Below are 12186 nucleotides of genomic sequence, written 5' to 3'. Positions count from 1 at the left end.
CTGGTGTTTTTGAATACATTTTGGCAAAAATGAGGTATTTTTAAATGCTTACAGTTGTTAGTTTGATATTAATCCTTTTTCTCTGTAGCTACGCCATTTTCGTCAATAATATAGGTTTTTCCATCTTTTTCAAGCGTAGTGTTAGTGGTAATTGGAGAACCTTTTGAGTATGGACTAACTGATATCGGCATTTCAAAATGATAAAGTTTACCATCAAACTCTGCCCATTCGCCACTAAAAGGAGTAGTCATATAAATTTCAGGGTTGAAATAATAAAGCCTATTATCTTCTAACCGAATGACACCTGTTTTTACAACTCCATTTTCATCAGAGATACAGAAACCATTCCAAGAGGTCGAGGTGTCTGTAGCTGTATTCCTTAGAAGTCGTCCTTTAGGGCCCAAAAGATAGGTCTTTTCATTGATAGTTTTTAGATATGTTCGGTCTTCAGCTCCCCATGGTGGGCTAATATAGTAGGTTTCATTATTGTGATTAACCCACCCGAACTGTAGATGACCGTCCTTATCAGCATAATAGTATTTGTAGTTGCCGTCAATATCATTAGCAAGCATACTACCGTCTTTTTTGAAGAAATAATCGAAACCACCTATCTTGTATGTATCATTTCGAACTTGGTAGCCATCTTCTTTAAAATAAACACGTTTACCGTCAATAGTTGCCCAACCAAATATCTGGCTTCCATCCTCGCCAAAATAAGTATATTTTTTAGAAAAGTAATCGCCTGTTTCATGGAATTTATTTACGAACATAGCACCAGTATCGTTATCGAAGAAATAGTACTTTCCATCAAGCAGAAGTCGTTTTCCTTTGGCTTGTTTTCCAGTTGGATCAAAGTAGTATTTTTGATGATTAATAATTTGAAGTCCAGTGGCTAACTGTCCATTTTCTTTAATATAAGCCCAATCACCATCTTTATCTTGAATAAATTGTCCAGGTTTGTTCATCGTTACATAACCATTTTGGTCAATGACATAACGAATACCATTAAGTTCAAGTGTTCGGTTAGTCCACATAGCTCCGCTGTCTCTATCGAAATAATGTGTTTGACCGTCAATTTCGACAAGTCGTCCCTTAGCTTGTTTGCCCTCTTTATCAAAGTATAGAGTGACATTATCTATTGAATGGAGTCCGGTGACAGCTTTTCCCTCGTTATCAAAGTAGTACCAATTCCATGCATCATCGTGTTCGAAACGATTTGTTAGTTTAGTTTCGGTCGCTACTCCTTTATCATCAATGAGGTAGGCTTTTTTATTGTAAACTAAGGTCTTGGAAACTGTAAGAGGGGAAGTTTCGGAAAGCGAACTTGTTCTATTGAAAGCATAGAATTTATTGTCACTTTGAATTACAGTTTCTTCAATCTTGGTTAAATCTGTGTTTTCTGGAAGTAGATGTCCGATGTAAAAATCATTGTTTTCATCAAGATAGTATAGATTACCAAAATCATCATCAATAATACGTTTAATCTTATCGGTCTTTGTTCGTACTCCGTGGTTAATAATGTCTACTTCTTCTCTGACGGTATAGGTTCGGCTTCTTCCAGATTTGTAAGTTCTGTTTATGCTAGGTTCTAAGTGGTATAGCTTACCATCAATCGTTTTCCATGTAGGTGTTGTAACTGTAACCATTTGGGGGATATATCTTTCATGGTAAATATCTCCTTTATTTTCAAAATAATAGAGTTTACCATTATTTGCAGTGCTAACACCAGTAAGTACCCTCCCATCCTTATCTGTACCTACGATGCCATGGTAGTAAGTATAATCATCCATATACTGACGTACGAGTAAAGGTCCGAGATAGTTTTTCAGAAGTTTACCTTCAAAATAATAATAATCCTTGCCACCTTTTGTGACAATAGCAGTGACTGCTGAACCAGAATTTGAAAAATAGTAGTCATCACCATTAATATGATGTTCTCCGGTTAGTACTTGACCAAATTTATTGGAGCGATAACTAGTATTTAAAGTTCCAGCAAAGACACGTAATGACTGAATATAAAAGGCATCTTTTACCAATTTTCCATGATTATCAAAGAGGTAGTCTTGTCCTTTGAAGGTAGTAAGAGCATTTTCAACTCGACCAGTATGATCAAAATAATAAAGTTGATCGCCAACTCGATGCCATCCATAGTAACGTCGACCATCAGAACCATAATAGATGTTATACGTTTTTGCAAATGGTTCCCATCTTCTGATTTCAATAGACCAAGTATGCCAATAGTTGGTTTTTACAGCACCTGAATAGTGACTAAAATAGTAATGGAAGCCGTCTATGATTCTTTCGCCATCTTTCGCTTGACGACCTTCTTCATCAAAGTAAAGAGTTACTCCATCTACATTTTGCCATCCTCTTAGTTTCTCTCCTGTTGCGGTGTAATAATACCAGTTCCCTGAGGAATCCTCTTGGAAATGGCCACCAGAAACAAGTGGAAGTTGTGGAAGTTTCTGCTCAGTTTCAATCAAAAGTCCATTAGCTTCTGCGTGGTAAGTTTTTCCATTAATAGTGATGTCGGTATTTATAACCTTATGACCACTATCCTTATCAAAGTAATAGGGTTCGATACCTATTGTAACGATTTCACCCTTGGCCTGAACACCGTCTGGGTAGAAATACATGTCGAAGCCATCTATAGTCTGTTCGCCTGTTAGAAGTTTCCCTTCTTTATCACTATAGTACCAGTTGCCGTCGTCATCCGACCAAAAACGGTCACGAACCAATTGGCCAGTATCTTTTTGAAAATAATAGGAATTTCCATCTAGGATGACAAAGGCATCTTTAGCTTGAACACCATTAGGGTAAAAGTAGAGTGGAATATTGTCAATAACTTGGCTACCAGTAAGTGCTTTCCCATCGTGGCCTAAATAGTACCAATTTCCATTCTTATCAGATGCAAAAGCATTACGGGTAAGTCGTCCACTATCTTTCTCAAAGTGATATGTTGCTCCATTAACATGACGGGTGTCTCCTTTGACTTGCTTACCATCGGCATCGAAGTAGACATTCACATTATCAATATTTTGCATACCAGTAAGTGCTTTCCCATCCTTAATATAGTACCAGTTGCCCTGATCATCGCTAGTGTAATGACCGCCGGATATTACGGGACTTTCTTCTACTTCATGGGCCGTATTTGTTTCAGAATGTGATGTTTCAGAGCTTACGACTTCACTGCTAGTAACAGTAGAGACTTCCGAACGAAGAGCTTGTTGAGAGTTAATTTCAGAAGTACTTGTTTCTGGAACAGTTGCTTCAGTGGTACTTAGGTCAGATTCAGTAGAAGTAGTTTCAGTGATGTTTTCTCTTGTATTGGGGGCGTCGAAAGATTTGTTTTCTTCTGGTTTAGTAATAACTTCATTAGTTGACGAGCTTACGACATCAATTGCGTTTTCTTGGATGCTGTTTTCAACAGTTGGTTCTGAGGTGGGGTGAGTCTGTTCAGCTGCGGACACATAGCCCAAGCTTGCAAAACTAAGTCCTAGAGCTAGACCAGTTACTGCAATGGTTACCCATTGCTTTTTTACTTTGTGAAGTTTAAAGTATACTTTCTTTTCCATGATAATGCTCCTTTCATTAAACTGAACAATGTTAGCAAGGATATGGTTAACTCATGAGTAAAATTAAGTTAGTATTATAGTTCTATTGCTTACATATCAAGTTTATCATCACATTTTAATAAAATCAAAGAATTGTGTAAGCGTTTTTATTTTTTGTATAAACTCTTTCCAACTCTACTCTAAACAAAACTGATAGTATATGAATGATAAACTTTCATTAAAGAGAGTTAATGATGTATTTGCTTTAAGTTAGCAGCGGATAGATCCTTGAGTAGGGTATTTTTGATATTCATAATATGCTATTCACTGATTTTAGAACGCCACCAAAAAAGCCACTGGCATATAAAACCAATGGCTTTTAACAATCTATTTCTTCTTCCCTAGTACAAAATAGCGGCTAGGGATTTGTTGTGTCAAACTGACGGCGATGGCGATGGTAAAGGAGGCCAGGAAACAAGCTCGTAGGAAGCTGAGGCCGAGGTCTGCATTTCCAATCAAGAGAAAGTAGACAGCACGGTAGAAGCTCATCCCTGGGATGAGTGGGAACATACTTGAGGCTAGGAAGACTGTAGCTGGACATCTACGGTAGTGGGCCAAAAAGCGTGAGGTGATAGTGACTAATAGGGCAGGGAAGAGGATGGCGAGGACCTCGTGATGGGTATTATTCCAAATCAAGAGGTAGAGGAGCCATGAGCCCGCTCCTAGGGTTCCGAGGTCTAAGAAGTATTTCTTAGGCACTCGATAAAGCACGGAGAAGGCTGCTGTCCCTAGTCCTGCCATGAAGGTCTGAATCAAGACCCCCAGCCATGAGGTTGACGGTGTTGAGAACATGCCTGATAACTGTTCCGCAAAGGGGAGGATGGAAATCATGGCAAGAACACCGACAGAGATAGATAGACAAGTGGAGACCCCTGACAACATCAGGGCCAGACCGCTATAGTAGTTGTTCTGGGTGAATTCTCGAATGGCATTTACAAAGTAGGCCCCAGGAATCAAAATCATCAAGGTGCCCAGAATAATCACGCTACGATGTTGCCCGATACCCAAATAATAGAGAATGTTAGCTGATAAAGCGGCAATGGCACTAGAAAGGATAATCTGCAAGAAACTGGTATGAATAAAACGGGAAAAGAGTTGCATGCCAATCCCTACAAAAACTCCCGATATAGCCGCAGCAGTTCCATCAATCCAGCTACTTCCAAGGGCTAGCGAGAAGCTCCCTGCACCAATGACACAGGCTATAATATCCTCTAAAGGACGATAGAAAGTCTTCTGCTCAATGGTTTTCAGCTTTTGGAAAATGCTAGAAACAGGCTGATTTGGCTGTTCTGCCAGTTCACGAGACAGGCGGTTTACTTCCTCTAGTTTACCTAGATGGATAGACGGGACTGAGGTAGCTAGGACACGAGACTCTTTAAGACCTGAGCGGTTGAGTCCAGAAATCATGACTCCCCGATTGACCACGTAAGTGGAGAAGTCTCTGATACCAAGAGACTTGGCCATATGCCCCATGGTGTCTTCGATACGGTAAATCTCGGCACCGCTCTCCATAAGGACACGGCCTGCCTGAAGGACGGCATCCATTTCATTTTTGGTTTCTATTTCTGTCTCTCTTGGAAAATCGATGGTCATTTGAACCTCCTTATCGCTTAATTCGTCATTCCATTATAAGGCTTGAATGGTGGTTTTTCAATAGTTTTGACGACTAAAATGCGTCTTTTTATGAGATTTTTCTTCTACTTAATGATAGGGGGCAGGAAAATGGAGGGCCTGCCTTTTGCCTTGCTATTGGTAGAGGCAAATGCTACAATTAAATCATAAAATGTATGCGTTTACATACTTTTACGCTACCTTTCTCACAAAGCCTTGCAGTCCTTTATTTATAGGGGTCTAAGCAATTAAAGAAGGGAACAAATGTAAGTGCAAATAGATGATACCTTTGAAAAGGAGACAATTCCATGAAAAAAATTATCAATAAACCTGAAAATGTTGTGACAGAGATGCTAGATGGTTTGGCTTATGTTCACAGTGATTTGGTGCATCGTGTTGACGGCTTTGACATCATTGTAAGAAATGAGCAGGCTGCTGGTCAAGTTGGTCTCATTTCTGGTGGCGGAAGTGGTCATGAGCCAGCTCACGCTGGTTTTGTAGGTGATGGTATGCTTTCAGCAGCCATCGCAGGTGCAGTATTTACGTCACCAACGCCTGATCAAATTTTGGAAGCCATCAAGGAAACGGACCAAGGGGCTGGTGTCTTCATGGTTGTTAAAAATTATTCTGGGGACATCATGAATTTTGAGATGGCTCAAGAATTGGCTGAGATGGAAGGTATTGAGGTTGCCAGTGTCGTTGTGGACGACGATATTGCTGTGGAAAATAGCCTCTATACTCAAGGTCGTCGTGGGGTTGCAGGTACCATTTTCGTGCATAAGATCCTAGGTCATGCGGCTCGCGAAGGTAAGTCTCTGGCTGAAATCAAAGACTTGGCTGACAAGATTGTTCCTAATATCCACACCATTGGTTTGGCCCTTAGTGGTGCGACAGTTCCTGAGGTTGGTAAACCTGGTTTTGTCCTAGCAGAGGATGAAATAGAGTACGGTATTGGTATCCATGGTGAACCAGGCTATCGCAAGGAGTCTATGCAACCTTCTCGACAGTTAGCTGAAGAATTGACAGGGAAGCTCCTTGAAGCCTTTGAGGCTAAGTCAGGTGAACGCTATGCCCTTCTCATCAATGGTATGGGTGCGACACCACTCATGGAGCAGTATGTCTTTGCTAATGATGTAGCAAGCATTCTTGGAGATGCCGGACTAGATGTGGCATATAAAAAGTTAGGTAATTACATGACATCTATTGATATGGCAGGCCTCTCATTGACTCTGATGAAGATTGAAGATGAGGCTTGGCTTGAGGCTTTGGAGAGTCCAGTTAAGACTATTGCTTGGTAGTCTGACGTGAGAACTAGAAATTAGGTATATTATGGATAAAACAGTTGCAGTAAAATGGATGCAAGACTTTGACCAAAAAGTTGAAGCAGAAAAAGACCACTTGTCTGAATTAGACGGTCCTATTGGAGATGGTGATCATGGTACTAACTTGGCGCGTGGTATGGCGGCAGCCATTGAGGCTATTAAGAGCACGGAACCACAAAGTGCAGCAGAAGTGTTTAAGGCAGTCTCAATGGCCTTGATAAGCAAGGTTGGTGGTGCCTCAGGTCCGCTCTATGGGTCTGCCTTTATGGGCATGATGAAGGCTGAACAAGCTGGACAGGATTTGGCAGGAGTGCTTGAGGCAGGTCTCGAGATGATTAAAAAACGTGGTCATGCACAAGCTGGTGAAAAGACCATGGTGGATGTTTGGCATCCGGTTGTTGAAGCTGTCAAACAAGGTCAACTAACCAACGACCTTATTGACCGAGCTGTTCTTTCAACCAAGGAAGTTGCGGCTACCAAGGGACGCGCCTCTTATGTAGGAGAGCGTTCTATAGGTCACATTGACCCAGGCTCGTATTCGTCTGGCTTACTCTTCAAAGCCTTACTAGAAGCGGAGGAATAGGACATGCCAGAACTTGGAATTGTGATTGTATCCCACTCTGCTGATATCGCTAAAGGTTTGGTGAGTCTGATTCGTGAAGTTGCACCAGATATTCCTTTAACGGCCACAGGCGGTCTTGAAGATGGTGGACTGGGATCTAGTTTTGACCATGTTCAAGTAGCAGTGGATAGTCAACCTGCTAAACGTCTCTTGGCTTTTTATGATCTGGGCAGTGCTCGCATGAATTTGGAGATGGTTGAAGAATTTTCAGACAAGGAAATCCTTATTCAGCAGGTACCTCTCATTGAGGGGGCCTATGCGGCATCAGCCTTGCTTCAGGCAGGAGCGAGTGAAGTTGAAATCTTATCACAGATAAATGAATTAACCATTCAAAAATAGAATAAAGGAAAACTATGACAAATCAAATTAAGTATAAATGGGCTAGTCTTGGTACGGGTGTTATTGCCAATGAATTAGCGCAAGCCCTTGCAGCACTTGGCGGTAAACTCTATTCCGTTGCTAATCGCACCTATGATAAGGGTGTTGCCTTCGCTGAAAAATACGGCATTGAAAAGGTTTATAAAGAGATTGATGAAGTGTTTAAAGATCCTGAAGTGGATATTATCTACATTTCAACGCCTCACAATACGCATATCAATTTTCTTCGCAAGGCACTCGCAGCAGGTAAACACGTCCTCTGTGAAAAATCTATCACCTTAAATAGTGAGGAATTGGCAGAAGCTATCCAGCTCGCCGAAGAAAATCATGTCAAACTGGCAGAAGCCATGACCATTTTCCATATGCCTATCTATCGAAAACTATCTGAAATCGTGGAAAGTGGTAAGCTAGGGCCTCTCAAGGTCATCCAGATGAACTTCGGTTCTTATAAAGAATATGACATGACCAACCGCTTTTTCAATCGTAATCTGGCTGGTGGTGCTCTACTTGATATCGGAGTATATGCCCTATCCTTTGTGCGTTGGTTTATGACCTCACAACCGACAGAGATGGTTTCACAGGTCAAATTAGCTCCGACTGGCGTTGATGAGCAAGCGGGCATTCTTCTTACCAATGCAGAAGGGGAGATGGCGACGGTAACGCTAAGTCTTCATGCTAAACAACCTAAACGTGGCACCATTGCGTATGACAAGGGCTATATCGAACTTTACGAGTACCCACGTGGGCAAAAGGCAGTCATCACCTATACAGAAGATGGCTCACAAGAAGTCATCGAGGCCGGAGAAACCGCCAAAGCCCTCCAGTATGAGGTCCTAGACATGGAAGCAGCTGTTGCAGGCGAGGATGATCATACCTACCTCAATTACAGCCGAGATGTCATGGAGCTCATGACTCAACTCCGCAAAGATTGGGGCTTGGTCTACCCAGAAGAAGAGTAGCGATTAGATGATAAACAAGACCAGTATAATGTACTGACTACAAAAGATAGACAGTCTCTTAAAAGGATTTAGCCCTGCATAAGATAGGAATAGGTCCATTTAACCGATTCTATATAAATACATTTATGTCAAAGGAGAAAGACATGAGAAATTTTGCAAGTCCGTCACGTTACATTCAAGGTGAAAATGCCTTATTTGAAAATGCAAAAGCCATTTCAGAATTGGGAACTCATCCTGTTTTACTATGTGACTCAATAGTTTATGATATTGTAGGTAAACGTTTCGAAGAATACCTTGTTCAAAATGGACTCACAGTTGTACCAGTCTTCTTTAATGGAGAAGCATCGGATAATGAAATTAATCGTGTGGTCAGCCTAGCCAAAGAAGAAGACTGTGATTTAGTTATTGGACTCGGTGGTGGTAAGACTATCGATAGTGCTAAAGCTATTGCAGACCTTCTACAATCGTCAGTTGTTATTGCCCCAACTATCGCATCTACAGATGCTCCAGTTTCAGCTTTGTCTGTTATCTATACTGACGAGGGTGCCTTTGAGCGCTATATCTTCTATTCTAAGAACCCAGAGTTGGTTTTGGTGGATAGTAAAGTGATCTCTCAAGCACCAAAACGTTTGTTAGCATCTGGTATTGCAGATGGCTTAGCAACTTGGGTAGAAGCTCGAGCAGTTATGCAAGCCAACGGAAAAACTATGCTAGGTAAACACCAAACTCTAGCAGGGGTTGCCATTGCTGAACGCTGTGAAGAGATTCTTTTTGCAGATGGTCTACAAGCCATGGCCGCTTGTGAAGCTAAAGTGGTAACGCCTGCCCTGGAAAATATTATTGAAGCTAATACCCTTCTTAGTGGTATTGGATTTGAAAGTGGTGGTTTGGCTGCTGCTCATGCCATCCATAATGGTTTCACAGCTCTCACTGGCGATATTCACCATTTGACTCATGGTGAAAAAGTAGCCTACGGAACTCTTGTGCAATTGTTCTTAGAAAATCGTCCAAAAGAAGTTTTGGATAAATACATTCGCTTCTATCAACAAATTGGCATGCCAACTACTCTTAAAGAAATGCATCTTGAAAATGCAAGCTATGAAGATCTTCTCAAGGTTGGTCAACAAGCGACTATTGAAGGAGAAACTATCCATCAAATGCCATTTGAAGTGAAAGCTTCTGATATTGCGCAAGCCATCGTTGCTGTAGATGCTTATGTTCATGGATTAGCCTAAGTAAATTTGGTCTTTTGTAGGGAAAGTGCCACCATTCCCGTATAGGAATATTATCCCCCTCAGGCACTTATCCCAACAGGATAGACAAATTGTTATAGGAAAGGGTTCAGTTCTGTATTAGATAGGACTGAGCCCTTTTTACTATTTAAAAACCAATATTTCCAAAGTCCCTCAAAGCGGTTTAAGAACTTTTGAAAACATAAAACATTTTCAAGAAATCTTGATTTAACAGTCATTTCCCTTGTGTAAGCGTTTCAAAAGGTGTATACTATAAATGAAAAGATAGGAAAAGGAGATGACTAGTGGCTAGTATTACAATAGAAGCGAGCAAGGTAGCTAGAAAGAGTCCTATTCGCGTAGACAGTAGTCTTGTGGGGACAGTTTCTGGAGTGGAAGACGTGAGCGTTTCCCTACCATCGTCAAAAGCTCGTTTGAGTGTCGGAAAATTGGGTTACAAGTCTAACACTATTACGGTGGAGGATGGGCAAATTGTCCGTGTTACTAGCAATTATCTAAATCGCTTTATAGCGATAGCGCCATTGTTACTTTATCTTGTTGGAGGTCGTTATCTCCCACTTGTTGCTGTCCTATCTACTATAATTTTGCTTTTTAGCTTACCTTTTCTCAAGTTAGAAATCGTAGGCTGATTAGAATCGGGAGTGGCTTAGCCCTCTGTTTGATACCTTTAACTCACTTTTTCATAATAATGCTAGGCCACTCCCTTTTCATTGGGAACGGGTCGAGACGAAAGAGTGGGTTATCAAAAAGGGAACTCGATAGAGCTTCCCTTTTTTCTTTCTCCAGCTAAAGTGATTTCGAAAAGACCCCAGTTGGTAAAACTGAGGTCTTTCTTGTTTTAAATCATGAATTACTTACGGTACAATTTGTCGTATTGATAGTAAGGATCGAAGGTCACATTGATACCGAGCTTACGAAGAACATTTTTGTCTTCATCGGTAAGAATGATTGTTGAGTGAGCTTCAGAACCTTTGAGGTTACCAAGTTCCTTCATGGCATGCGCCGCATCCGCATTGTTGGCAGCAGTAATGGCCAAGGCGATAAGGATTTCGTTGGAGTGGAGACGAGGATTACGGCTACCCAGATGGTTAATTTTCAGACCTTGGATAGGTTTAACCACTTCAGGCTCGATAAGTTTAGTATCCTTATCAATACCTGCAGAAGTCTTGATAGCATTAATCAAAGCAGCTGCAGTTGGACCAAAGAGTTCTGAATTCTTACCAGTTACGATTTGACCATTTGGCAATTCGAGGGCAAGAGCAGAACCACCTGTTTCTTCAGCCTTAGCGCGTGCTGCAACAACCACTTGGCGATCTTCAGGAGTAATACCAAGATCATTCATGAGCAACTCAATCTTCTTGACAGCAGTCTCAGGAACACGTTCATTTTTAAAATCAAGAACGGTTTGATAGTAGCGACGGATGATCTCTTGTTTGGAAGCTTCTTTGGCTGCCTCATCATCCGTAATGGCAAAACCAACCATGTTAACACCCATATCTGTAGGTGAAGCGTAAGGTGACTCACCAAGGATGCGTTCAAGCATACGTTTGAGGACTGGGAAAATCTCGATGTCACGGTTGTAGTTTACCGTAGTTTTGCCATAAGTTTCCAAGTGGAATGGGTCAATCATATTGACATCATCAAGGTCGGCAGTGGCAGCTTCATAGGCCAAGTTGACTGGGTGATGAAGTGGCAAATTCCAAACTGGGAAGGTTTCAAATTTTGCATAACCTGATTTGATGCCATTGATTTGGTCGTGGTACATGTTAGACATACATGTCGCTAATTTACCAGAACCAGGACCAGGAGCAGTAACGACGATAAGGTTACGGCTAGTCTTGATATAGTCATTTTTTCCCATACCTTCAGGAGAAATGATATGGTTCATATCCGTCGGATAGCCCTTGATTGGGTAGTGGATGTAGGATGTGATGCCATTTTTTTCCAATTGGTTACGGAAAGCATCGGCTGCAGGTTGACCTGAATACTGCGTAATAACAACAGAACCCACATAGATATTGAGCTCGTTGAATTTATCAATCAGACGAAGGACCTCTTGGTCGTAAGAAATGCCAAGGTCACCACGAGCCTTAGAGTGCTCGATATTGCTGGCATTGATGGCAATGACCACTTCAACCTGATCTTTGAGCTCTTGAAGGAGCTTGATTTTATTGTCAGGCTCATAACCAGGAAGGACACGAGCAGCGTGGAAATCCTCCAACATTTTACCACCAAACTCCAAGTAGAGTTTCCCGTCAAACTGGTTAATACGCTCCAAAATATGGTCGCGTTGCAGATTCAAATACTGTTCAGAACTAAAAGCTTGTTTCTTCATAAATAAAAATACCTCTGAGGAAAATTATATCAAATGCCTGAGGTAAATGCTATTAGCGAAAGTCGATTTGTTGGAGAAAAAGAGTTTAAAGT

General features: G+C 41.3%; 9 protein-coding genes. 6 read left to right on the top strand and 3 right to left on the bottom strand.

What is annotated here, in order from left to right:
• Window positions 1-68: 68 nt before the first annotated feature.
• Both ACWPVZ_RS09005 and ACWPVZ_RS09000 read right to left on the bottom strand, forming a co-directional pair.
• Entirely contained in the window at window positions 69-3575 is a 3507-nt protein-coding gene (locus ACWPVZ_RS09005) for a KxYKxGKxW signal peptide domain-containing protein (RefSeq protein ID WP_084871244.1), read from the bottom strand.
• A gap of 366 nt (window positions 3576-3941) precedes the next feature.
• Window positions 3942-5207 (bottom strand): threonine/serine exporter family protein, encoded by a 1266-nt coding sequence (locus tag ACWPVZ_RS09000; protein ID WP_060972003.1) that lies wholly within the window; start codon window positions 5205-5207, stop codon window positions 3942-3944.
• 326 nt (window positions 5208-5533) lie between these two features.
• On the opposite strand from ACWPVZ_RS09000, the gene dhaK reads away from it, so the two are divergent.
• The 6 genes from dhaK to ACWPVZ_RS08970 all read left to right on the top strand — a co-directional run bounded on the left by dhaK (window position 5534) and on the right by ACWPVZ_RS08970 (window position 10388).
• Window positions 5534-6523, top strand: a complete 990-nt coding sequence (dhaK, locus tag ACWPVZ_RS08995) for a dihydroxyacetone kinase subunit DhaK (protein WP_454381859.1) — start codon at window positions 5534-5536, stop codon at window positions 6521-6523.
• Window positions 6524-6554: 31 nt separating this feature from the next.
• On the top strand, window positions 6555-7130 hold the full coding sequence (gene dhaL / locus ACWPVZ_RS08990) for a dihydroxyacetone kinase subunit DhaL (protein WP_454381858.1): 576 nt from the start codon (window positions 6555-6557) through the stop codon (window positions 7128-7130).
• Between the two features lie 3 nt (window positions 7131-7133).
• The gene (gene dhaM / locus ACWPVZ_RS08985) at window positions 7134-7508 is read left to right on the top strand and encodes a dihydroxyacetone kinase phosphoryl donor subunit DhaM (RefSeq protein WP_014634742.1); all 375 of its coding nucleotides are present in this window, start codon (window positions 7134-7136) and stop codon (window positions 7506-7508) included.
• A gap of 14 nt (window positions 7509-7522) precedes the next feature.
• Window positions 7523-8506: a Gfo/Idh/MocA family protein gene (locus ACWPVZ_RS08980; RefSeq protein WP_454381857.1), complete on the top strand. Its 984-nt coding sequence runs from the start codon at window positions 7523-7525 to the stop codon at window positions 8504-8506.
• Between the two features lie 143 nt (window positions 8507-8649).
• Window positions 8650-9741: a glycerol dehydrogenase gene (locus tag ACWPVZ_RS08975; RefSeq protein ID WP_454381856.1), complete on the top strand. Its 1092-nt coding sequence runs from the start codon at window positions 8650-8652 to the stop codon at window positions 9739-9741.
• Window positions 9742-10043: 302 nt separating this feature from the next.
• Window positions 10044-10388 carry a hypothetical protein gene (locus tag ACWPVZ_RS08970; RefSeq protein ID WP_454381855.1) on the top strand — a complete coding sequence of 115 codons (345 nt, stop codon included), beginning with the start codon at window positions 10044-10046 and terminating at the stop codon, window positions 10386-10388.
• A 221-nt stretch (window positions 10389-10609) separates the two neighbouring features.
• Here the strand turns inward: ACWPVZ_RS08970 and ACWPVZ_RS08965 are convergent, their stop codons facing one another.
• Window positions 10610-12094 (bottom strand): DUF1846 domain-containing protein, encoded by a 1485-nt coding sequence (locus ACWPVZ_RS08965; protein ID WP_454381854.1) that lies wholly within the window; start codon window positions 12092-12094, stop codon window positions 10610-10612.
• Window positions 12095-12186 lie beyond the last annotated feature (92 nt).

The organism is Streptococcus sp. Marseille-Q6379, assembly GCF_965119505.1.
The sequence above is the reverse complement of the archived record's forward strand: the minus strand, read 5'-3'. Positions and strand labels throughout refer to the sequence as shown.

Coding starts and splice junctions, on each gene's coding strand:
- ACWPVZ_RS09005 (WP_084871244.1), bottom strand. CDS start 3,575: ATGGAAAAGAAAGTATACTTTAAACTTCACAAAGTAAAAAAGCAATGG.
- ACWPVZ_RS09000 (WP_060972003.1), bottom strand. CDS start 5,207: ATGACCATCGATTTTCCAAGAGAGACAGAAATAGAAACCAAAAATGAA.
- dhaK (WP_454381859.1), top strand. CDS start 5,534: ATGAAAAAAATTATCAATAAACCTGAAAATGTTGTGACAGAGATGCTA.
- dhaL (WP_454381858.1), top strand. CDS start 6,555: ATGGATAAAACAGTTGCAGTAAAATGGATGCAAGACTTTGACCAAAAA.
- dhaM (WP_014634742.1), top strand. CDS start 7,134: ATGCCAGAACTTGGAATTGTGATTGTATCCCACTCTGCTGATATCGCT.
- ACWPVZ_RS08980 (WP_454381857.1), top strand. CDS start 7,523: ATGACAAATCAAATTAAGTATAAATGGGCTAGTCTTGGTACGGGTGTT.
- ACWPVZ_RS08975 (WP_454381856.1), top strand. CDS start 8,650: ATGAGAAATTTTGCAAGTCCGTCACGTTACATTCAAGGTGAAAATGCC.
- ACWPVZ_RS08965 (WP_454381854.1), bottom strand. CDS start 12,094: ATGAAGAAACAAGCTTTTAGTTCTGAACAGTATTTGAATCTGCAACGC.